Source organism: Haloarcula sp. CBA1131, assembly GCF_008728975.1.
GTDB classification, from domain to species: domain Archaea; phylum Halobacteriota; class Halobacteria; order Halobacteriales; family Haloarculaceae; genus Haloarcula; species Haloarcula hispanica.
In genome coordinates, this window is sequence record NZ_RPCY01000002.1 from 148,331 (window position 1) to 169,838 (window position 21,508).

Below are 21,508 nucleotides of genomic sequence, written 5' to 3' on the forward strand. Positions count from 1 at the left end.
TAAGATCAAAGATGGTATCTCTTAAGTAGGAGTTTTCGCTACGTCTACTCAGTTCAGTAATGGTGAATACCAACCGAACGATATCGCGGCGGGAGATGCTGGGTGCCATCGGGGCGTCAGGGGTAACCGCGCTAGCCGGCTGTAGTGGTGGCGACAGCGGGAGCGACGACGGTGATTCGACTGATGGCACTACGACCGGTAGCGACGAAGGCTCCGGGTCAGACTCGGTGACTGCTGCCTGGGTGTACATCTCGGAGGTCGGCGACCTCGGCTGGTCCCATGCACACGACGAGGGGCGGAAGGCGGTCGACGAGAAATACGACTGGCTGGAAACCGAGTACACGGAGGCTGTCGCGCCTGAAGACTCGGAGCGCGTTTTCGAGCAGTACGCGCAGGGTGACGCCGACATCGTCTTCGGGACGACGTTTGGCTACCAGGACCCGATGTTCAACATTGCGGAACAGTACCCCGACACGTACTTCGAACACGCGACCGGCTATCGCACCCGGGAGAACATGGGACGGTACATGGGCCGGATTTACCAGCCCCGGTATCTGGCCGGTCAGGCAGCCGGAATGGTGACCGAGAACAACACTATCGGCTACGTCGCCGCCTTCCCGATCCCCGAAGTCATCCGCTCGATCAACGCGATGGCGCTCGGCGCGCGGTCGGTGAACCCGGACGCGACATTCAAAATCCGGTGGGTCAACGCGTGGTTCGACCCCCAGACCTCAAAGCAGGCGGCCAACTCGCTTATCGATGAAGGGTGTGACGTCATCTCGCAAGAGCAGGACTCCCCTGCTCCGGTCAGGGCCGCAAACGAGGCGGACGTGTGGGCCTCCGGCTACAACGCGCCGATGGGCGAGTTCGGCGGCGACAACTACCTCGTCTCCCCGGTGTGGAACTGGGAAGAGGTGTACGACCCGACCATCTCCGCAGTCCGGGACGGAACCTGGGAAGCCGATGCCTTCTGGGGCGGCATGGAGACGAACCTCCCTGCACTCGACGAGTGGGGACCGGAGGTCCCACAGGAAGTCAAAGACACCGTCGCCGAGACGGAAGAGCAAATCGTCAACGGCGAACTCGACGTCTGGGCCGGCTCCGAGTTCGAGGGTGAGAGCGACGAATTCCTGTTCCAGGAGATGAACAGTTTCGTCGACGCCGTCGACGCCGACGTGCCGGAGTAAGACAGTCCGACCTCAGCGGTCGTATTTCAGCCACGGATTGCCACAGCGGTGGCTAGCAGGCAAGCCAATCAATCGGGTGCCGACAGGGCGGCCATCTAGTCATCAGCAGCACGGTCGAGTGCCGGACGGGTCGCACCACCCCATTCCTCATAGGAGCGAAGCACGTCGCCGTTTCGCTCCCCGGTCAGTTCGCCGTCCCGGACCGCAACCTGGCCGCCGACGAGGACGTACGCCATTCCATCGGAGAACTGAAACGGGTCCTCGTAGGTCGCGTTCGCCGACACCGAGTCGAGGTCGAAGGCCACGAGGTCCGCGACGTACCCCTCGCGGACGTACCCGCGGTCCCTGAGACCGAGGATATCGGCCGGATGTCCCGCGGCCTTGTATGCCATCAGTTCCGGCGAGAGCACGTCCCGCTCACGAACGTACCGTTCGAGAATGCGACTGAACGCCCCGATAGCCCGCGGGTGGGGTTTCCCGCCAAAGATACCGTCCGTACAGAACGTGCCGCGGTCGTCCGCGAGGAACCGCTCGATGTCTTCCTCGGCCATCACGAAGTCGGCCATCGTCACGTCCAGTTCTTCGGCGACGAGCAGGTCACACATCGCGTCGACCGGGTCGCGCCCGGTTTCGGCGGCGATATCCCCGATAGTATCACCCTGATAGCGGCCGCTCCCAGTCCGCGTCACGAGGATATTGTCCCACGATCCAGCGGCGTACGCGAGATTCTCCCAGTCACCCGGCTGGGAGATGTCAGCGGCGATACGGTCCCGGACTGCCGCGGAGTTGAGACGGTGACGGATGGCCTCCGAATCGCCCTGCCGTGCCCACGGCGGCAACAGCGCGGTGAGCATCGTCGACCCGGCCGTGTAGGGGTACTGGTCGAAGGTGACCCGCTGGCCCCGGGCGGCGGCATCGTCGAACAGGTCGAGCACGGCCTCGGAATCCCCCCAGTTCTGCTGGCCGCCGACCTTGAGATGTGAGACGTGGGCGTGACAGCCGCCGCGCCGACAGATGTCGAGATATCGGTCGATAGATTCGACCACGCGGTCCGTCTCGTTCCAGACGTGGGAGATCATAAACGAGTCGCGCTTGGCGAGGGTATCCGCGAGCGCCACCAGTTCGTCGTCGCGGGCGTACGAGCTCGGTGGGTATATCATCCCTTTGGACATGCCGAACGCGCCTTCTTCCAGCGCTACCTCGAGTTCCTGTCGAATCGCATCGAGTTCACCGGGCGCTGTGTCGTGGTCGGACGTTGGTCTGTCCAGCCGTCGACTGGTGACTGGCCCGGCGGCGACGACGTGTTCACCGCCGAGCGGGCGGTCCTCGAACCCGGCCAACATCGACCTGATGTTGCCATGGGGGGCGTAGTACGCGCAGTTGACAGCGGGCTCGACGGATTCGAGCGCCGCGAGGTAGCCGTCAACGGTGTGCCAGGGCCACGTTTCGCCGAGCGTGCCGTCGAGTGATTTGACCCGTTGTGCCCATTCGTCGGTGAGGTTCGGTGGCACCGGGGCGACGCTGACCCCGTCCTGCCGAGAACTTCCGTCGTAATTCCCTGCGTCAGTTTCTCCTCGGCCCCGGGATGGTCGAACAGCCGCAGTTCCGAATGCGCATGCATGTCGATGAACCCCGGCGCGAGAAACGACCCGTCGAGGTCGACGACGCGGTCTGCGTCAAGCGGGGCATCGCTGATTGCATCGATTCGACCGTCGGCGACACGCACGCTCGCAGTGAACGGAGGGCGACCGCTCCCGTCCAGCACCCGCGCGTCTCTGAACGCGATGGACGCGGCACTCAGCTCGGTCATGTCTGCTGACTCGCGGAACGGTCGTTTGGCTCTTTCGGTGGTCTCAACCGTGTGTGACAGGGGGCGAGCGCGTGCCACACCGTGTCTGTCGATCTGTGTGGGGCCACCCCGACACAATCTTCAAGACGACACCGCGGAACAGCTACGCAATGCCATCCGTCAGTCTCGATAGCGAGCGGTTCAGACGGCGCTTCGATACGTTCAACAAGATCGGCGCGACAGAACGGGGCGGCGTGAACAGGCCGAGCCTGTCCGACGAGAACAAGGCGGCCCGTGATACGCTCGTCGAGTGGTTCCGCGAGGCCGGGCTGGGAGTCCGTATCGATACGATGGGCAACATCTTCGGTCGGCGGGCGGGAACTGACAGCGACGCCGCGCCGGTCCTGATCGGGTCACACATCGACAGCCAGTACAACGGCGGGCGGTACGACGGCGTTATCGGCGTCCTCGGTGGATTGGAAGTCATCGAGGCGTTCAACGACGCCGGCGTGACGACCGAACGTCCACTGGAGGTCGTTGCCTGGAGCAACGAGGAGGGCGTCCGTTTTCAGCCGGATATGCTCGGCAGCGGTGTCTACTGTGATATCTTCGACCTCGACTACGCCTACGCGCGCGAAGACAAGGACGGAAAGCGGTTCGGAGAGGAGCTCGAACGCATCGGCTACAAGGGCGAAACACCCTGTGAAGCCGATGATATCCACTGCTACTTTGAGATGCACGTCGAGCAGGGGCCGTTTCTCGAACAGCAGGACATCCCCGTCGCCGCTGTCGAGGGCGTGTTCGGCTTTGCCTGGCTGAACGTCACCTTCGAGGGGCAGGCCAACCACGCCGGACCGACGCCGATGGATATGCGCCACGATGCCTTCGTGGCGACGGCGGACGTAACCCGCGCGGTCCGACGGATCACGGCGACCGAGGGAACGGACCTCGTCGGCACGGTCGGCAGCGTCGACGTCTGGCCGAACGCCATCAACGTCATCCCCGAACGCGTAGAGTTCACGCTCGATTTCCGCTCGTACGACGATGCCGTGGTCGACGCGGCCGTCGAACAGATCAGGGAAGAGGTTGCCCACGCGGCCGAGCGCGAAGGCCTTGAATACGAGATAGAGGAAATAATGCGGGTCGACGCGGACCCGTTCGATCAGGGCTGCATTGACACAGTCGTTGAGGCCGCCGAGACGGTCGGCTGTGAGTACACGCGACTGGTCAGCGGCGCGGGCCACGATGCGAACTACCTCAACAAGATAGCTCCGACGAGCATGATTTTCGTTCCAAGCGTCGACGGAATCAGCCATCGCGAGAGCGAATTCACCGAATGGGATGACATCGTCACCGGGACTGAGGTACTGCTGAACGCTGTGCAGACGAAGGCCGCCGAGTGAGCCGTTCCGTTCCAAGCGTGTGAATATCACACATCTGGCACACGTCACACAGCGACTGTCTTGTCTGTCGCAGCTGTGTCAGCCTGTTGTCTGCTGGTGACCCGCGGCTTCGTCTGGCAACACTGCGATCAAACACCTGTGAACCATACATATATGAGATGGTGTTGCACACCTGTTCACTAACAGGCGTGTATCCGTAATGCATGCCGAAAACTGGAGGGTACTCTGTGGATATTGAACTCACAATCAACGGCGAGCGAACGAGAGTCGAAGCCGGGTCGGCGGAGGACCTGGCGACGGTTTTGAGACAACACGGCTACATCGGCGTGAAATGTGGCTGCGACGGCGGAGCCTGCGGCGCATCGAAGGTGTTCGTCGACGGCGAGGTGCGCATGGCCTGCGGAATGGCCGCGGCGGACGCCGACGGGAGTGAGATACAGACCGTCGCAGCGCTCGGAACACAGGACGACCTGCACCCGGTGCAGCAGGCGTTCGTCGACAACTTCGCCGTCCAGTGCGGGTTCTGTATCCCAGGGATGATAATTCAGGCGGTGGCACTGCTGGATTCGAACCCAGACCCAACCGAGCGGGAAGTCCGGGAGGCGCTGGACGACAACATCTGTCGCTGTACCGGCTATCAGAAGCCGGTCGAAGCCGTTCTGGACGCAGCAGAACGAATGCAGGGGGAGCAGTCGGTTGCCGCGGACGGCGGCCGGTCGGTCGATGGGCCCCCGCGCAGAGCCGAGTCGACCGGCTGCTGTGGAGGTGGCTGCGATGAGTGACGACGACGAGACAGCCAGGGCCGACGGCGGCACGGCCTCACAGTCAGAGACTGTCGAAGACGAACGGTTCGAGGAGCACCCTCTCGAATGGGACGAACCCGACAACAACGACAAGGCCCCCGACGAGCGCGACAGCGTCTCCCACCGGACGGAGAAGTACGACGATCGAAAGCTCGTCACCGGGCAGGCGAAGTACACCGCCGACTACGAGGCGCGGTATCCGGACCTGGCGTACGCAGCGGTCGTCCGGAGCGAAATCCCACACGGCCGCGTGACCGATATCGACACGAGCGCGGCCGAGGCGATGGACGGCGTCGACGCGGTCCTGACACCGGAATCCAACGCGGTGCCGGACGCAAAATACACCAGCGCCGGGCAGTCCTATCCCGAACCGAGCCCGTGGGACATGGACGTTCTGAACGAGCACGTCCGCTACATCGGCGACCCGATTGCCGCCGTCGCAGCCGACGACCGGACAACCGCGAGCGCCGCCGTCGAGGCTATCGAGGTGTCGTACGAGGAGTACGACTACGTCACCGACCCGGAGGACGCCTTCGGCGAGGACGCGCCGCAGTTGTTCGAGGACGGCGAGGTCGAGAACGAGATTGTCGGCCACGACTACGACCGCAACCGGATGGCCCACATCGAGGGCGAACTCGGAGACGTGGACGCGGCGCTCGACGGCGAGACCCACGTCCACGAGACCGAATGGGAGACGATCCGACAGTCTCACGCGAACGTCGAGAAACACACCTCCTTGGCCTACACGAACGAGGACGACCGCCACGTCCTCATCACCAGCACGCAGGTGCCGAACCACACCCGCAGACAGCTCGCCCACCTGTTCGACATCCCGATCCGTGATATCCGCGTGACGAAGCCGCGGGTCGGCGGCGGTTTCGGCGGCAAGCAGGCGATGGTCGTCGAGCCGATTCCGCTCGCGCTGTCGCTTGCCACCGACCGCCCGGTCCTGTACGAAGCCAGCCGTGGGAGGAGTTCTACGCGATGCGCTCGCGGCACCCAATGAAGGTCAAAGCGAAGACGGCCGTCACCGACGACGGCGACATCGAAGCCATCGACATCTACGCGCTTTCGAACACCGGCGCGTACGGCAGCCACGGCATGACCGTCGCGGGCAACGTCGGGAGCAAGCCGCTGCCGCTGTACTCGAAGGTCCCGAACGTCCACTTCGAGGCCGATATCGTTCACACGAACACGCCCCAGACCGGGGCGATGCGGGGGTACGGCGCGCCACAGGGCACGCTTGCGCTGGAAGGCCATCTCGACGAGGTCGCCCGCGACCTCGGTCTCGATCCCGTCGAGTTCCGACGCCGACACCACATGGAAGTCGGCGACCTCGACGAGATCGCGGGGATGATGGGCGGCGAAGGCGCGGAGCGCCGTATCCGGTCGTGTGGCCTCGACGAGTGCATCGAACGCGGGAAGGACGCTATCGGCTACGACGACCTCGAACAGCCCGCCGCAGACCATCTGCACCGCGGCATCGGGATGGCGCTGTCCGCGCAGGGGACCGGCGTCGCCGGCGACGAACTCGGGGCCGCCCAGATAATGATGAACGAGGACGGGAGCTTCCACCTGCAGGTCGGCGGCGTCGACATCGGGACGGGCGCTGACACGGCGTTCCTCCAGATCGCCGCCGAAGTGCTGGGCTGTGATGAGGCCGACATAGTCGTCAAGTCCGCCGATACTGACGTGACGCCCTTCGACTACGGCGCGTACGCCTCCTCGACGACCTACATCAGCGGTATGGCCGTGAAGAAGGCCGCAGAGGACGCAAGAGAGCGGATTCTCGACTGGGGATCGAAACTGCTCGGCGAGCCGACCGATAATCTGGAAACCGGCGACGGGACGGTGTACAGCGAGACCAGCGGTGATTCGGTCACGCTCGAAGAGATCGGCTACGAGGCCGCGTACGGCGACGACGAGCGCGAACACATCTTGGGGAAGGGGACGCACTGCACCGAAGAGAGTCCCCCGCCCTTCGCCGCGCAGTTCGCCGACGTGACCGTCGACGAGACCACCGGCGAGTTCGAGGTGCACGAACTGGTCGTCGCGGTCGACTGCGGCGTCGCCATCAACCCCGGCATGGCCGAGGGCCAGATCGAAGGCGCAAACCACATGAGCTACGAGATGGCCGTCAGCGAGGGGATCACGCTCGACGACGAGGGACGGGCGGAAGTGACTGACTTCGACGAGTACGGACTGCCGTCGGCGACCGAGACGCCGCCCATCGAGTCGATTCTGGTCGAGACCCACGAGCCGACCGGTCCCTTCGGCGCGAAGTCGGTCGCCGAAGTCCCGACCAACACGGTCCCACCGGCGCTGTCCAACGCCGTCAGAGACGCCATCGGCGTCCGTATCCGGGAGATGCCGATTACCGCCGAAAAAATCAAGGCGAGGCTTGACGAGCGCAAGGACTGAGGAAGTCCCCCAGTTCGGTCCTATTCTGTCCGCAGTTGAGGCTACCGAAGTCACCTGTTGGTTTATTTGTTTAAAATTATGAACTATAGTAGCTGTCGGTATAATCAGTATGTCCAGTACAGCAGTATATTTAATATACTCAGTACGTAACACCTGGGTATGCCAATCAGCGCGGACCGGTTCGAAGATATCCCGGACGACGTCGACACGCCCTCGCCGGAGACGAACGCGGGAGCGATTCTTGCGTTTCTCCGTGACAACCCCGAGAAGGCGTTTACCCGGAGCGAAATCGCTGCTGAAACTGGTGTCAAGAAAGGCTCTGTCGGCCCAACGCTCGTCCGACTGCGTGAACGGGGACGAGTCGACCACCGTGGGAACTACTGGCGCATCAGTGATCACGAGGCAAGCGTCGATACCGCCACGGCCCACGCCGCTGCCGCCATCGCCGCACACGAGGCCGACGGTGAGACACCGTCCTACGAAGACTGGCAGGAGCACGCGGTTGACCCGCGTGACATCGATGGGTAACGGTCGGTACAGTTCCGGCGACGTGTTCTGGGCCCCGGACCCGTACAACCGGGGCAACAATCCCCGCCCGTGGCTGGTCCTTACTGCAGACGCACTGCCATTCAGCGGGGAGGAGTACATCTGTGCTGGACTGACACTCAGTGACCTCCAGGATAACATCGCGATTGGAGACAACTGGTTAGCCGGTGGCAACCCGGACAGAGAATCGTACTGTTCGCCCTGGGTGCTCGCCACGGTCAAACACGATGCGGTATCGAATCCACAGGGGCGGGTGGTCCCGGAGTTCACAGCCACGGTAACGAGACAAAGTGCCGAGTACATTACCGGCGACACCGACCGCGAGTCAGCCTGACCGACCCAGTCAGCTGAAGGGGCAAATAAACGACACACGCGGTTTGTCGCGGTTTGTGACGGCACTCACCCGCGACAGCTATTTATCGTTCTGTTCGTCACGTATCTGACATAGCCAGCGAGCTGATGAGCCATATGGAAATCGAACTGGAGATTAACGATGTGGAATGGACGGTCGACGCAGCGAAGTCCGACTCGCTCCTCGATGTCCTTCGGCGGAACGGATACACCGGCGCGAAACGGGGGTGTGACACCGGCGCGTGTGGCTTCTGTACGGTACACGTCGACGGCGAGCCGGTGAAATCCTGCGTCGAGCCGGTGATGAACGTAGAGGACGCATCTGTCGAGACAATCGAAGGGCTGGGCGAGCAGGACGAGCTGCATCCGGTCCAGCAGGCCTTCGTCGACAACACCGCGTTGCAGTGTGGCTTTTGCATTCCGGGGATGATAATGCGCTCGACGGCGCTGCTAGAGGCGAACACGGACCCGACAGAGCAGGAGGTCCGGGAAGCGCTGTCGGACAATCTCTGTCGATGCACCGGCTACAAGAAAATCGTCGAAGCGGTGCTGGACGCCGCCGAGCGGATGGACGGCGGGACAGCCGTCGCCGCCGACGGTGGGAAGGCAGTCGAAGGCAACGAGAGGGTCGCAAATTCGACCGAGTGTACAGTCAACGACTGCGACTGCATGGAGGGCGGTCAGTGAGCGATTTCGACCGGGCTCGGGAGACGAGCGAGCAGCCCGACAGGACAGGGGTGGAAGACGCGGCCCCTGCCGGAGCTGAGAAGGAGTCAGAGGCGGACGTGGCACGGGAACCTGACCGGAAGCCCAAATCCGAACGCGACACCATCACGGCGGACGAGGAGAAAGACGACGCGCGGAAGATTGTGACCGGGAGGCCCGTTACACGGCGGACTACCGCGACCGGTTTCCAGACCTCGCCCACGGGAAAGTGGTTCGCAGCGACATCGCCCACGGCTACGTCGAATCGGTCGACACGAGCGCCGCCGAGGCGATGGACGGCGTCGACGCCGTCATCACGCCGTTCGACGACGTAGTCCCGGACAAACTGTACTCCAGTTCGGGCCAGTCCTATCCCGAGCCGAGCCCGTGGGACCTGAAAGTGTTGCGCGAGCACGTCCGCTTCGTCGGCGACCCGGTCGCGGCTGTGGCGGCCGACGACCCGGAAGCGGCCGACCGCGCCGCACGGAAAATCGAAGTCGAATACCGGGAACTGGACGCCGTGTTCGACCCAGAGGAGGCCTTGGATGAAGACGCCCCGCAACTGTTCGAGACCGACGACGTGGAGAACAAGCAGTCGGGCGCGGACTACAGTAGAAACCTCGAATCACACTTCGAGGGGGAACTCGGTGACGTGGAGGCGGCGTTTGAGCGGGCCAGCAACGACGACGACCGGCACGTCATCAAGACGGAATGGGAAACGCCGTACCAGTCCCACTGCGTCCCGGAACCGCACACGACCATCGCCTACACGGACGAGGATGACCGGCACACGTTCATCACAGCGACGCAGGTCCCCTTTCACACCCGCCGCCAGATAGCGCACCTGTTCGACGTGCCCATCCGTGACGTACGGGTGACGAAGCCGCGCATCGGCGCGGGGTTCGGGTCGAAACAGGAGATGGCGATAGAACCCATCGCCTTCGCGCTCCACCTGGCGGCGGGCCGACCGGTCAAACTGGAGATGAGTCGTCAGGAGGAGTTCACCGCGCTCCGCTTTCGACACCCGATGCAGATGCAGATGCGGACTGCAGTCACTGACGAGGGCGATATCGAGGCGATGGACCTCTACACGCTGTCGAACTCGGGGCTTACGGCACCCACGGCATGACCGTCGCGAACAACGTCGGGACGAAGCCACTCCCCCTCTATCCCCGGGTCCCGAACGTCCGCTTTGCAGGGGACGTGGTACACACGAACCTTCCGATGGGCGCGGCGATGCGGGGCTACGGCGCGCCACAGGGCCACTTCGCCGTCGAAGCGCACATGGACGAGGTGGCCCGCCGCCTCGACTTCGACCCCATCGAGTTCCGCCTGCGGAACGCGGTCCAAGAGGGCGATCTCGACCGGAGCGTCGCTATCCTGAAAGACGGTGACCGGTTCACTCGACGGATTCGCTCGTGTGGCATCCGCGAATGTGTCGACCGCGGACGGGAGGCTATCGGCTACGACGACCTCGAACAGCCCGACGAAGACCACCGCAAGCGCGGCGTCGGAATGGCGCTCATCGCACAAGGGAGCGGTGTCGCAGGCAAGGAACTCGGCGCGGCGCAGGTGCAGATGAACGAGGACGGGAGCTTCCACCTGCAGGTCGGCGGCGTCGACACCGGCACGGGCGCGGACACGATGTTCTCCCAGATTGCCGCCGAGGTGCTGGGCTGCACTCCCGAGGACGTCGTCGTCATCGCTGCCGACACCGACCTGACGCCGTTCGACTACGGCGCGTACGCCTCCTCGACGACATACATCAGCGGTCGCGCGGTCAAGAACGCCGCCGAGGACGCCAAAGAGCGGCTGCTAGAGTGGGGGTCGAAACTGCTCGACGAGCCGCCGGACGTGCTCGACACCGGCGACGGCGGCGTGTTCAGCGAACGGACCGGAAACCGCGTGTCGCTGGAGGAGATCGGCTACGAGGCCACTTACGGCGATGACGAGCGTGAACACATCCTCGGGGACGGGAACCACTCGACCGACGAGAGCCCGCCGCCCTACGGCGCGCAGTTCGTCGACGTGACCGTCGATACGGAGACCGGCGAGTACGAACTCAACAAGCTGGTGTTTGCAGCCGACTGCGGCGTCGCAATCAACCCCGCACTGGTCGAGGGCCAGATAGAGGGCGGCGAGCACATGAGTCTCGAATACGCCACCAGCGGCGACCTCACCTTCGACGAGGAGGGCAACCCCGAAGTGCTCGGGTTCCGCCAGTACGGGATGCCACGGACGACCGACCACCCCGAGACGGAGACCATCCTCGTCGAGACCCACGAACCCACGGGTCCGTTCGGCGCGAAATCTATCGCGGAACTCCCGACGAACGGCGTCCCGCCGGCGCTCTCGAACGCCATCTGCGACGCTGTCGGCGTTCGGCTGACCGAGCTACCGTTCACTGCGGAAGACGTGACGGCGGCACTCGATGAGCAGTCTGCTGACGATGGGTGAGTTGGTTTCGAACAGTTTTCTTCCGATTAATATCACACACGGAGTGTTTTTTGTTGTGTCGAGCAAACTATTAAGAGCAGGTCGGCGAAATCTCGACAGTATGGCGTACATCGGGTTTCTGCTGACAGGCGGTCCCTTCGACAGCGAGCGATGGCGTACCGCCTACGAGCTGGGCCGGGCGGCGCTGGACCAGGGCCACGAGGTGAGCTACTTCCACTACCTCGACGGCGCGCTTGTCCCCGTCGCCGACCAGACGTTGCCCGGCTGTTCGGACAGCGGACTGTACGACGAGATGCCGACAGAGAAGTTTCAGGAGCTTATCGCGGACGGCGCGGACGTCATCTGCTGCGGGCTCTGTGTCGACGCGCGGGGAATCGATGCGCCGGCCGACTACCCCGAGGGCGTCGAAGTCGGGCTGCTTCCGGACCTGGCGGACATCATCGGTGAGGCTGACCGGGTGGTCTCGCTATGAAACGAGATGTCGTCGTGTTGCTCACCCGCGCTCCGTGCGGCCGAGTCCACATCCCGGAGGGGCTGCGTGCCGCCCGCGGCGTCGCAGCTGGCTTCGATATGCACGACGTGACGGTGATATTCACCCAGGACGGCGTGTACGGCGCTCGGGACGCTGTCGGCCGCGAGGCGCTCAACATGAGCGGGCACGTCGCCGACTTAGCGGAACAGGGCGGACAGATGATCGCGGACCGCGCGGCGATGGCCGAACGCGGCGTCGACGAGGGTGAAATCGCCGACGACGTAACAGTCTGGTCGGACGACCGCGTCACCGCCCGCATCCGTGACGCCGACCACACACTGGATTTCTGATAATGTTGTATCTCATCGACAAGCCGATGGCCGAAATCGGACTGCGAACCGCCGCCGGGGACCCAGAGGCGCACGTCGTCCTCATTCAGGACGGCGTCTACCTCTCGCCGGATATCGACGCGCCAGTCTCGGCGGTCGCGAGGGACGTGGACGTACGGGGGGTCGACCTCACGCCGGACATCGACCCCATACCCTACGACGACGTAGTCGCTGCCATCGTCGAACAGGAGGTGAAGAGCTTCGTATGAGCCTGTTCGAACGTATCGACGAACTGGCCGAGCAGGGAGAGTCGGCGGCCTTGCTGACCATCGTCCGCAAGGACGGCAGTGCACCGCGGGACGTGGGGGACAAGATGGTCGTCACCGACGACGAGGAGTACGGGACCATCGGCGGCGGGACAGTCGAGCACCTCGCCGTCCAAGACGCTCGGTCAGTACTCTCGGGAACCGACGACCCCGGCGTCCGGACGTACGAACTTGAACGCGGCGGCAACACGGGAATGGTCTGTGGCGGCGAGATGGAGGTGTTCATCGACCGCGTTCGCGGGCAGGCACGGCTCTACATCGCCGGCGGCGGCCACATCAGCACGGAGCTGGCTCCGTTGGCGGAGCGACTTGGCTACGCCGTCACCGTGGTCGACGACCGCGAGGCCTACGCCGACCCGGGGCAGTTTCCCGACGCTACCGACGTGATTCACGGCGACTACGGCGAGGCGCTCGGCGACCTGTCGATGGGGACCGAGACAGCCGTGGCCGTTGCGACGCGGAGCGGGACGTTCGACCAGGACGCCGTCGCTACGGCGCTGGACGACGAAGCTGGCTACGTCGGCCTCGTCGCCAGCGAGGCGAAGGCCAACCACGTCCTCGACTCGCTCGCCGAGTCGGGGTACGCCCGACGGGACCTCAGCCGGGTCCGAACGCCGGTGGGGCTCGACCTCGGCGGGAGCGGGCCGGCCGCCGTCGCGCTCTCGATTCTCGCCGAGGTCACCATGGACCGCCACGACGCCGCCGGTGAGCGGGCGACGCGCCTGAACCTCGACGACCTCGTCGTTGTCCGCGGCGGTGGCGACCTCGGGAGCGGCGTGGTCTACCGGCTCCAGCAGGCCGGCTTCCCGGTCATCGTCACCGAAGTCGAACAGCCGACAGTCGTCCGGCGGGCGGTCGCCTTCGGTGCGGCGCTGTACGAGGACGAGGTGACTGTTGAGGGGGTCACCGGCCAGGCAGCTTCTGATGTCGACGAGGCGCTCGAACTGCTCGCCGGGGATGTCGTCCCGGTACTCGTCGACCCAGAGGCAACCGTCGCCGACGAACTCGATGCCGCGGTGCTCGTCGACGCTATCATGGCGAAAGGGAAGTTCGACACCGGCACGCGTCGAGGAGACGCCGACGTAGTTGTCGGGATGGGGCCGGGGTTCGAGGCCGGTGAGGACGTGGACGCGGTCGTCGAAACGGACCGCGGGCACGAACTCGGCCGCGTGTTCTACGAGGGGACTGCGAGCGAATACGACGGCGAGCCCGGCGAACGGCGCGGCTACACTCACGAGCGGGTGCTTCGTTCCCCGGTCGACGGTAATTGGACTCCGACGGTCGCCATCGGCGACAGTGTCACAGCCGGCGACGTGGTCGGCACCGTCGACGACCGGCCGGTCGAGACCGAGATAGACGGGCTGGTTCGCGGTCTGGTCCACGGCGGCCTCGGCGTCAGCGAGGGCACAAAGCTCGGCGACGTCGACCCCCGCGGCGAGTCCGTCGACCCAGCGAAGATCTCCGACAAGGCGCTGTGCCTCGGCGGTGGCGTGCTGGAGGCGACGCTTCGGTTGCGGTAGAAGGCTCCTACTAGACGTTAGGAACGGACTTCTTCGAGGGTCAGGTCATCCAGCGTAACGCCGCTGCCGCCCGTGACACGCCCGACAGCTCGGTAGAACACGCTGGCGTCGTCGAACGCTGCTTCGACGGCGTCGGTCGCGGCCGGCGGGACAGAGACGAACAGTCCGCCGCTGGTCTCCGCGCTCTCCCCGTCAGTTAGCCCGTATCCGAAAAGCGTGGAAAGGGCGGGCGTTCCTGCGATGACCGGGAGGTGTGTCAGTTCGATACCGACGTTCGAGCGGTCGGCCACCACGCGGCTCTGGCCGGCGAGGCCGAAGCCGGTGATGTCGGTCGCGGCTGTCGCGTATTCACGGCACGCCAGCGTTGCGTCCCGGTTCGGGGTCGTCATCCACGCGATGGCCTCCGAAGCAATACTGTCGAGCGGGCGGTCAGCGGCGTCGGTGACTGTCTCAACGAACTGCGCGTCGGTCACGCGGGTCGCCCCCATAGCCGGCTGTGTCCCGAGCGGTTTGGTCAGGTAGAGCCGGTCGCCCGGGCTGGCCCCCTGCGAAGTGAGCAGGGCGTCTGGCCGTGCTGTCGCCGAGATGGCGCCACCGGCGAAAGGCCACGGACTCATGATTGTGTGGCCGCCGGCGATGACGCCGTCCATCGCGTCCAGTGCGTCGGCCATGCCGGCGAGGATTGAGGCCGCGCTGTCGGTTAGTTCTCGTGGGAGGCCGAGGACGACCAGGCAGTCGACGTTCTCGACGGCCCCCGTGGCGAACGCGTCGCTGGCGGCGTTACAGGCCGCGACACGGCCGAAGTCGTACGGATCGTCGACGATAGGCGTGAAGAAATCCACCGTCGAGACCAGCGCGAGCTCGTCGGTAAGTTTCCGGGCGGCGGCGTCCTCGCCGACACCGAACAGCAGCGCGTCGCTGTCACCCGTGAGGCCGGCATCGGCGAGCAGCGAATCGAGATCGCTCTGGCCGACTTTGCAGGAACAGCCGTGGAGTTCCGTGTACTCCGTCAGGCGAGTCGTCTCCTCGTCTCCATCAGCCGCCGTATCGGTGCCCACACTCAGGCCTCCGATAGCGACGCCATCTCGGTCACCTGAAGTTCGAGTTCGAACTCGTCGGACTCGCCGGCGGTCTCTGCGGTCGTCACGTCGATGCCGTGAGTCGTACACATCCGCCGCAGGTTCTTTTCGGCCGGTGGGTAATCACCTCGAACGACGAGCGTCTCCCCAGGGTCGAGGTCTGAAAGCGCCTGCCGGACAATGAGCGCCGGCCGGGGACAGATTTCACCACGAACGTCTACGCGGGGCATACGGGTACGTGTGCCACTAGATCACAAAAACGCTGTCGGCGACACACGTTGTTGCCCCGGCAAGCTATTTTTGTGTGTCCCGCGGAGCGACTGTATGCATCTGGCTGCTGCGCTGGGTCTGGGTTCCAGCGCTGCTGTCGCCTTTGTCGGGGCCGGTGGGAAGAAAACCGCGATGGGACAGTTGACCGCCGAAGGGACCGACAGGGGGTACGACGTGGGTTACACGACAACGACAGCGATGCCACCGCCGCCTGACCTGCCGCTGACGCTCACTGGCCCGGACGAGTGGCGGGCCGACCTTCACGCACACGAACTGCCAGTTGCCTTCGCTCGCGAGGAGGTAGCCGATCCGGCGCGAGTCGACCGGAAGGTTCGTGGGTTCGACGCCGACGTTATCGAGCAGATATCCGTCGCCGGACTGTTCGACTGGCTGCTCGTCAAGGCTGACGGCGCACGCAAGCGCGAGTTCAAAGCGCCCGGTGATGGGGAACCGGTCGTACCGGGGACAGCGAGCCACGTCGTTCCGGTCGCCTCAGTCGCCGCCGTCGGTGAAGTGCTGACGACGGACGTGGTCCACCGACCGGAGCGGGTAGCGGACATCACGGGCCTCGATGTGGGCGACACCATTACCGCGGAGGCTGTCGGGACAGTGCTCACAAATCCTGAGGGTGGGCTCCGAAACGCGCCAGCCGGGGCGTCTGTGATACCGCTAGTCAACAAAGCGGATACCGAATCACAGCGGTGTACCGCCAGAGACGTGCTCAGCCACGCACTGTCGCAAACAGAGCGGTGTTCTCGGGGCGTGATTACGTCGTTCGCGTCGGATATCTGTGAGATCGTCGCTGCAACGGATGTGCAGGAGGCCCAGCGGTGACGAACGTCGGTGAACTACTCAGTATCGTCGTGAAACGAGGGCCACGATGAGCGGGCAGCACCGGACCGAAGTTGGCGGCGTCATCCTCGCCGCTGGGCGGAGTTCACGGTACGAGCCGGGTAACAAACTACTGGCGACCATCGGCGGAAGGGCAGTCGTCCGACAGGTAGCCGAAACCGCTTGCGAGTCATCGCTGTCGGACCTTGTCGCCGTCATTGGGTACGAGGGCGTGGCCGTCGCTGAGGCACTGGAGGGGCTCTCAGTTTCGCTTCGTCATAACGACGATTACGCGACCGGCCAGAGTGCGTCGGTTCGACATGGAGTCGACTATGCACAGGAATCCGGCTGGGACGCCGCCCTGTTCCTGCTGGGCGATATGCCCTTCGTCCGGCCCGAAACTATCGAGGAGCTTATCGAAGCGTACCGTACAGGGACGGCAACCGTCGTCGTCCCCGAACACGAGGGACGCGGGGCAACCCCGTGCTATTCGACGGCTGCCACTTCGATGCGCTCGCCTCAGTCTCCGGCGACCGCGGCGGTCGAGATATCATCGAGGCCACCGAGCGGACAGCGTTCATCGAGGTCGAGGACCCCGGCGTCCACTGGGATATCGATACCGATGCTGACCTCGCCGAATTCGCGGACCGCCGCGACAGCCTGTAAATTTAAGACACTGATGGTGGAACATTCGACTGATGAAACGGACCATCAGCACGGCCGATGCACCCGATGCGGTCGGCGCGTACAGCCAGGCGACGACAAACGGCTCGCTCGTGTTCACCGCGGGCCAGATTCCGATGACGCCAGACGGCGACCTGCTGGACGACGAACCGATAGCGACGCAGGCGGAACAGGCGTTATCGAACGTCGAAGCAGTGCTAGCTTCGGAGGAACTGGAGATGAGCGACGTGTTGAAAGTGACCGTCTATCTGGACGACATCGACGATTTCGAGTCGATGAACGACACGTACGCCGGCTTTTTCGACGACGAGCCGCCGGCCCGTAGCGCGGTCGAGGTCGCAAGCCTGCCAAAGGGCGTGGGAGTCGAAATCGAAGCAATCGCGACGAGCGAGTAAGGGCACCGCCAAGGGCCACTCAGGGCTTCTGTTCCTGTGCGGACTTGCGTTCGTCTTCGAGGTCCATCTCAAGCCCCATAGTCGAGGCCCCTTCACGCACGGCGTCGGCGTCGATGGTGGTTACCTCGCCGTGTTCCATGAGCACGTTCCCGTCGACCATCGTGAAGCGGACGTCGTCGCCGTGGGCCGCAAACACTAGATGGGAGAGCACGTCGTGCAGCGGCGTCGCCCGCGTAAGGTCCGTATCCAGACCGACGATGTCGGCGCGCCACCCCTCCCGAATCGCGCCGAGTTCGTCGAAGCCGGCGGCTTTCGCGCCGTTGCGCGTCGCCATCTCGAAGATCTCGGCCGCGGGCGTCACTGTCGGGTCTAGCTGATCGACCTTCTGGAGGAGACTCGCCTGTCGCATCTCGGTGAACGCGTCGAGCGTGTTGTTACAGGGCGGTCCGTCGTTGCCGATGGCGACGTTGATACCGCGGTCACGGTAGTCCCAGATCGGCGCGATGCCGCTGGCGAGTTTCATGTTCGAGGACGGGCAGTGGGTGACGTGCGTCCCCGTTTCTGCGAGGACTTCGCGCTCGCTCTCGTCGGTCCAGACGCAGTGCGCAAGGACGACGTCCTCACCGGTGAGACCTACCTCGTCGAGCCAGTGGATGTTGCGCATCCCGGTATCCTCTTTGACCGTCTCGATTTCGCTCTGGTTCTCACTGGCGTGGGTGTGGATGCGGACGCCGTCGTATTTGTCCACGAGTTCGCGCACTCCCCGGAGACAGGCCTCGCTACAGGAGACGGCGAATCGCGGGGTGACAGCGTACCGAATCCGGTCGTTGTAGGCACCGTGATACTGCTGAATGAGCCGCTCGGACTCCTCCAGTGCGGCCTGCGTATCCTCCAGCAGCCCATCCGGCGAGCGCTGGTCCATCAGCACCTTGCCGAGCACGCCACGGATACCGATCTCGCCCGCCGCTTCGAAGGCGCGGTCCGCGTGGGCGACCGAGAGGTGGTCGATACAGGTCGTAGTCCCGCTTTCGATCATCTCCAGATAGCCCAGTTTCGCCGCGACTTCCATCTCCTCGGCGGTCAAGGAGGCCTCCATCGGCAGAATGTAGTCGAATAGCCAGTCGAGCAGTTCCGTGTCGTCGGCGATGCCACGGCCAAGGCTCTGTACGGAGTGGATGTGGCCGCCGACGAGTCCCGGCAACAGCACGTCGTAGGACTGGTGTTCGTGGTTGGTGTACTGCGATTCGAGTTCGGCACGTGAACCCACAGCCTCGATACGGTCCCCGGAGACGACGACCGCCCCGTCCTGCAGAACAGTCTCAGAATCCGCAACGACAGTCCCAGTGAGTAACATACGTCCTGCAAGACGGTCTCTACATAAAGAAGGTCCTCATATCGGGACGAGCGCCGAGTGCAGACAACCCGGCCACAGACGTGTGGCATTCCGTGTGTCGCGTGTGCTTCGCAGTGGCCTCATCTTTGCGAGCCGTTCCGTGTCCGTTTTTGATGGGTGATGTATCTGGTGAGTCTGGTTTGGGTACGAAACGAATCCACGCTGGCAAGTCGCTGAACGAGACGGGTGTTTGTCTCGTACTGCTCAGTAAACAGTTCGGGGTACTCCGACAGTAGCCTGTCGCCGATGTCGATTATCTCCTGAGGGTCGGCCTGCATGGGTGTGAGAATCGCGGAGTGTGGCTGTTAACTGCTTTGCTCACAGAAATACCACGTTTGGCTCGTACTGTTGGCTGTCCCTCTTGCGAGAGATTTGTGACTCCCCGAGGGTGGCGAAATACGCCACAGACGAACAGCCGACAGTGTCAGTTATCCATCGATGGCTTTGGTGGCGTGTGTCGCTTGTGGCGCGTACTGGCACACCACTGAACCGTACGCTCAACGACAGATTCGCTGACGCCGACCTTGTCGGCAACCACCGACACGGAACAGCCTCTATCAATCGCGAAGTGGAGGACGCTGTCGAGGTCTCGCTGGTCGATACCCAGTTCCGCCGCATCAGTTGCCCCAGTGTGCTCCATTGGATGGGGTGACTGGTCGAGGAGGTCCGATGGAACCGCAAGTGCAGCAGCCAGGGCCTCGATCTCAGTTCTATAGAGGTCGCCAAACAGCGACAGGTCCACGCCGTTCTCGCCGTGTTTCGCAACGGAGCCCAGCAGTCGGTCAGTCCGGGAGACAGTCCCTACAACGAGTTCGTTCCTGGTGTTTGCGACGTAGTACTTACACGCCATCCGGAAGCGTTCGCCAGCGTTTTGCATCGCCACGAGGTCGTCGGTCGGCCCCCGGTCTCACCGACAACTCGCTGGAACGCCGTCAGCACTGGCTGCAGATTGAGCCGGTGACAGTCGATGTCAAGCAGCGACGCGACGGTTTCAGCCGTCCGAGCAGGCCCCTCGTCGCTTAGCTGTACCGGCATCACCAGTCCAGTCACGTAGTCGGCCCCGATGCCGTCGACAGCCAGCGCCGCCGCAACTGTCGATTCGATGCTGCCGTCGAGCGGAACGACCAGTCCGTTAGCCTCCGCCTCCGTGATCTTGTTCTCCAGGAACACCGGAAGGATTCCCTGTATCCGTCTGGTCGCTGCCTTCGACGTCGCCAATCCGTGGTCCTCACGCGGGAGTGTGAGCGTGTGAGGGTGCGTCGCTTTACTCACGGACTTTCTCCTCCCCCGCTACCCAAGGCACGCTCGGAGATACGACTACCGAACGCGTGCATCCAACCAGCCTAATCATACTACAACGTAGGCCACTGGTGTCGTATAACTGTTGTCGACAAACGTCATGAGTGTCTTCGGTAGCCTCGATACACCTTATACATTACCTATGGTTATACAAAACTGTATACGGGTATCTGACCAATATCACAATATTCTTGTGACTATAATCGGATGTGCGCTTCACTATATCCAGTATATCGTTTTATCTTTAACCCTTTGCTGAGGGGGAACGGGCGCTTTCAGAGCAATTGTACTCCCCGCTCATCCCGGCCCCGCCAAACCGTGTTCTGAAAGGCAGACCGCGTACACCAGCAATAAGCCAAGACGGTTGGCATCGTGATTCATCAGGTCGTGGGTTTGGTCGTTCCCACGGCCTGCTCGGCGACGACAAGTTCCCGGTTGACGATCCGGTCGACGATTGCACTGCTGTCTAGCTGGTCCGAGACGACATCGCCGTCTGCAGCGTAGCGTCTGACTGTGTACGCATCCATCGCGTTCCGGTTCTCGGTGACAGCTTCGACGACTTCGATTCGCTCATCAGTCACGGTGTTGCGATACGTGACGCCGGGGACAAAACTGACAGTCGGGACATCAGTCGGCCAGTCCCAGGAGAACTGCTTGTGATACTGATCGAACTGCCACACGAGACGGTCGGCAGGGGCCTCTGTGTCGAGAGTATCGTTAGCCGCCGCCTGCAATGTCCGGTCCCAGTAGTCTATCACACAGGCTTTGAGATCTGCCTGAAGCTGTCCCTCGATCATCTTCTGTTCGATTGGATACTGCAGTTCGATAGCGACGATGGCCCAGCTGTCGAGATGCGTAAGACACCGCTGGCACTCCATCTCAAATACGGAGCAACCAAGCGGCCGCTCGACCGTGAAGTGGACGAGTTCGTTCCCGCAGTTCGGACACCACAGGAACAACACGTCGTCGTGGCTACCAGTCAGTTCTGCCAGCACAGTCATATCGTCGAACGGCTTATCGATGTCGGCGTCCTGTGACTGCACGGACTCGCCAGTCACGGTATCGGAGGCGTCGTCCGCGTACTTCGCGATTTTACGGTCTTTTAGCAGTGTTTTGACGACCGAATCGTACGATGAGTGTGACTCCGCAGCCCGTATTCCCCTCAATTTATTTTTCGTCCAATCTTTGACCCGTATGTTTGCCATCTGGTTTGAAAAAGCCGTCTTTGTTAATAGTATTTTTGTATTA

General features: G+C 63.3%; 17 protein-coding genes and 5 pseudogenes. 15 read left to right on the forward strand and 7 right to left on the reverse strand.

Going from position 1 to position 21,508, the window contains the following annotated elements:
- Positions 1-59 precede the first annotated feature (59 nt).
- The gene (locus Har1131_RS16075; protein WP_014031284.1) at positions 60-1,187 is read left to right on the forward strand and encodes a BMP family ABC transporter substrate-binding protein; all 1,128 of its coding nucleotides are present in this window, start codon (positions 60-62) and stop codon (positions 1,185-1,187) included.
- Positions 1,188-1,282: 95 nt separating this feature from the next.
- Here the strand turns inward: Har1131_RS16075 and Har1131_RS16080 are convergent.
- Positions 1,283-2,997, reverse strand: a pseudogene (locus tag Har1131_RS16080) (amidohydrolase family protein).
- A gap of 149 nt (positions 2,998-3,146) precedes the next feature.
- On the opposite strand from Har1131_RS16080, the gene Har1131_RS16085 reads away from it, so the two are divergent.
- From Har1131_RS16085 to yqeB, 11 genes and pseudogenes are all read left to right on the forward strand, one after another.
- Positions 3,147-4,379 carry a Zn-dependent hydrolase gene (locus Har1131_RS16085; protein WP_050038406.1) on the forward strand — a complete coding sequence of 411 codons (1,233 nt, stop codon included), beginning with the start codon at positions 3,147-3,149 and terminating at the stop codon, positions 4,377-4,379.
- Between the two features lie 203 nt (positions 4,380-4,582).
- On the forward strand, positions 4,583-5,161 hold the full coding sequence (locus Har1131_RS16090) for a (2Fe-2S)-binding protein (RefSeq protein ID WP_175055174.1): 579 nt from the start codon (positions 4,583-4,585) through the stop codon (positions 5,159-5,161).
- Positions 5,154-7,603, forward strand: a pseudogene (locus tag Har1131_RS16095) (xanthine dehydrogenase family protein molybdopterin-binding subunit). Before Har1131_RS16090 ends, Har1131_RS16095 begins: the two are co-directional and overlap by 8 nt.
- Positions 7,604-7,762: 159 nt before the next feature.
- Positions 7,763-8,131, forward strand: coding sequence for a hypothetical protein (locus tag Har1131_RS16100; RefSeq protein ID WP_014031289.1), 369 nt, complete (start codon positions 7,763-7,765; stop codon positions 8,129-8,131).
- A complete protein-coding gene (locus tag Har1131_RS16105; protein ID WP_014031290.1) occupies positions 8,124-8,483 on the forward strand; it encodes a hypothetical protein in 360 nt (119 codons plus the stop codon). Before Har1131_RS16100 ends, Har1131_RS16105 begins: the two co-directional genes overlap by 8 nt.
- 134 nt (positions 8,484-8,617) lie before the next feature.
- Positions 8,618-9,187, forward strand: coding sequence for a (2Fe-2S)-binding protein (locus Har1131_RS16110; RefSeq protein ID WP_014031291.1), 570 nt, complete (start codon positions 8,618-8,620; stop codon positions 9,185-9,187).
- Positions 9,184-11,662, forward strand: a pseudogene (locus tag Har1131_RS16115) (xanthine dehydrogenase family protein molybdopterin-binding subunit). Before Har1131_RS16110 ends, Har1131_RS16115 begins: the two are co-directional and overlap by 4 nt.
- Positions 11,663-11,762: 100 nt before the next feature.
- The gene (locus Har1131_RS16120) at positions 11,763-12,134 is read left to right on the forward strand and encodes a DsrE/DsrF/TusD sulfur relay family protein (RefSeq protein ID WP_014031293.1); all 372 of its coding nucleotides are present in this window, start codon (positions 11,763-11,765) and stop codon (positions 12,132-12,134) included.
- Positions 12,131-12,484, forward strand: a complete 354-nt coding sequence (locus tag Har1131_RS16125; RefSeq protein ID WP_014031294.1) for a DsrE family protein — start codon at positions 12,131-12,133, stop codon at positions 12,482-12,484. Before Har1131_RS16120 ends, Har1131_RS16125 begins: the two co-directional genes overlap by 4 nt.
- Positions 12,485-12,486: 2 nt before the next feature.
- Positions 12,487-12,732, forward strand: a complete 246-nt coding sequence (locus Har1131_RS16130) for a hypothetical protein (RefSeq protein WP_023843018.1) — start codon at positions 12,487-12,489, stop codon at positions 12,730-12,732.
- Positions 12,729-14,309 carry a selenium-dependent molybdenum cofactor biosynthesis protein YqeB gene (gene yqeB / locus Har1131_RS16135; protein ID WP_050038402.1) on the forward strand — a complete coding sequence of 527 codons (1,581 nt, stop codon included), beginning with the start codon at positions 12,729-12,731 and terminating at the stop codon, positions 14,307-14,309. Before Har1131_RS16130 ends, yqeB begins: the two co-directional genes overlap by 4 nt.
- Before the next feature lie 17 nt (positions 14,310-14,326).
- On the opposite strand, the gene selD is transcribed toward yqeB, so the two are convergent.
- The gene (gene selD / locus Har1131_RS16140) at positions 14,327-15,367 is read right to left on the reverse strand and encodes a selenide, water dikinase SelD (RefSeq protein ID WP_058990897.1); all 1,041 of its coding nucleotides are present in this window, start codon (positions 15,365-15,367) and stop codon (positions 14,327-14,329) included.
- 2 nt (positions 15,368-15,369) lie between these two features.
- Positions 15,370-15,618, reverse strand: a complete 249-nt coding sequence (locus tag Har1131_RS16145; protein ID WP_014031298.1) for a sulfurtransferase TusA family protein — start codon at positions 15,616-15,618, stop codon at positions 15,370-15,372.
- Positions 15,619-15,712: 94 nt separating this feature from the next.
- Here Har1131_RS16145 and yqeC point away from each other — a divergent pair, with 94 nt between their 5' ends.
- The 3 genes and pseudogenes from yqeC to Har1131_RS16160 all read left to right on the forward strand — a co-directional run bounded on the left by yqeC (position 15,713) and on the right by Har1131_RS16160 (position 17,568).
- A complete protein-coding gene (gene yqeC / locus Har1131_RS16150; protein WP_151147437.1) occupies positions 15,713-16,492 on the forward strand; it encodes a selenium cofactor biosynthesis protein YqeC in 780 nt (259 codons plus the stop codon).
- A gap of 46 nt (positions 16,493-16,538) precedes the next feature.
- Positions 16,539-17,155, forward strand: a pseudogene (locus tag Har1131_RS22735) (nucleotidyltransferase family protein).
- Between the two features lie 32 nt (positions 17,156-17,187).
- Entirely contained in the window at positions 17,188-17,568 is a 381-nt protein-coding gene (locus Har1131_RS16160; RefSeq protein WP_151104074.1) for a Rid family detoxifying hydrolase, read from the forward strand.
- A gap of 19 nt (positions 17,569-17,587) precedes the next feature.
- Here Har1131_RS16160 and Har1131_RS16165 read toward each other — a convergent pair whose 3' ends face one another.
- From Har1131_RS16165 to Har1131_RS16180, 4 genes and pseudogenes are all read right to left on the reverse strand, one after another.
- Entirely contained in the window at positions 17,588-18,922 is a 1,335-nt protein-coding gene (locus Har1131_RS16165) for a 5'-deoxyadenosine deaminase (RefSeq protein ID WP_151147443.1), read from the reverse strand.
- 119 nt (positions 18,923-19,041) lie between these two features.
- Positions 19,042-19,239, reverse strand: coding sequence for a 30S ribosomal protein S17 (locus tag Har1131_RS22740; protein ID WP_050038399.1), 198 nt, complete (start codon positions 19,237-19,239; stop codon positions 19,042-19,044).
- Positions 19,240-19,385: 146 nt separating this feature from the next.
- Positions 19,386-20,233, reverse strand: a pseudogene (gene nadE / locus Har1131_RS22745) (NAD(+) synthase).
- A gap of 407 nt (positions 20,234-20,640) precedes the next feature.
- Entirely contained in the window at positions 20,641-21,465 is an 825-nt protein-coding gene (locus Har1131_RS16180; protein ID WP_050038398.1) for a hypothetical protein, read from the reverse strand.
- Positions 21,466-21,508 lie beyond the last annotated feature (43 nt).

Coding starts and splice junctions, on each gene's coding strand:
- Har1131_RS16075 (WP_014031284.1), top strand. CDS start 60: ATGGTGAATACCAACCGAACGATATCGCGGCGGGAGATGCTGGGTGCC.
- Har1131_RS16160 (WP_151104074.1), top strand. CDS start 17,188: ATGAAACGGACCATCAGCACGGCCGATGCACCCGATGCGGTCGGCGCG.
- Har1131_RS16110 (WP_014031291.1), top strand. CDS start 8,618: ATGGAAATCGAACTGGAGATTAACGATGTGGAATGGACGGTCGACGCA.
- Har1131_RS16085 (WP_050038406.1), top strand. CDS start 3,147: ATGCCATCCGTCAGTCTCGATAGCGAGCGGTTCAGACGGCGCTTCGAT.
- Har1131_RS16125 (WP_014031294.1), top strand. CDS start 12,131: ATGAAACGAGATGTCGTCGTGTTGCTCACCCGCGCTCCGTGCGGCCGA.
- Har1131_RS16120 (WP_014031293.1), top strand. CDS start 11,763: ATGGCGTACATCGGGTTTCTGCTGACAGGCGGTCCCTTCGACAGCGAG.
- Har1131_RS16130 (WP_023843018.1), top strand. CDS start 12,487: ATGTTGTATCTCATCGACAAGCCGATGGCCGAAATCGGACTGCGAACC.
- yqeC (WP_151147437.1), top strand. CDS start 15,713: ATGCATCTGGCTGCTGCGCTGGGTCTGGGTTCCAGCGCTGCTGTCGCC.
- Har1131_RS16100 (WP_014031289.1), top strand. CDS start 7,763: ATGCCAATCAGCGCGGACCGGTTCGAAGATATCCCGGACGACGTCGAC.
- Har1131_RS16090 (WP_175055174.1), top strand. CDS start 4,583: ATGCCGAAAACTGGAGGGTACTCTGTGGATATTGAACTCACAATCAAC.
- Har1131_RS22740 (WP_050038399.1), bottom strand. CDS start 19,239: ATGCAGGCCGACCCTCAGGAGATAATCGACATCGGCGACAGGCTACTG.
- Har1131_RS16145 (WP_014031298.1), bottom strand. CDS start 15,618: ATGCCCCGCGTAGACGTTCGTGGTGAAATCTGTCCCCGGCCGGCGCTC.
- Har1131_RS16165 (WP_151147443.1), bottom strand. CDS start 18,922: ATGTTACTCACTGGGACTGTCGTTGCGGATTCTGAGACTGTTCTGCAG.
- Har1131_RS16180 (WP_050038398.1), bottom strand. CDS start 21,465: ATGGCAAACATACGGGTCAAAGATTGGACGAAAAATAAATTGAGGGGA.
- yqeB (WP_050038402.1), top strand. CDS start 12,729: ATGAGCCTGTTCGAACGTATCGACGAACTGGCCGAGCAGGGAGAGTCG.
- Har1131_RS16105 (WP_014031290.1), top strand. CDS start 8,124: ATGGGTAACGGTCGGTACAGTTCCGGCGACGTGTTCTGGGCCCCGGAC.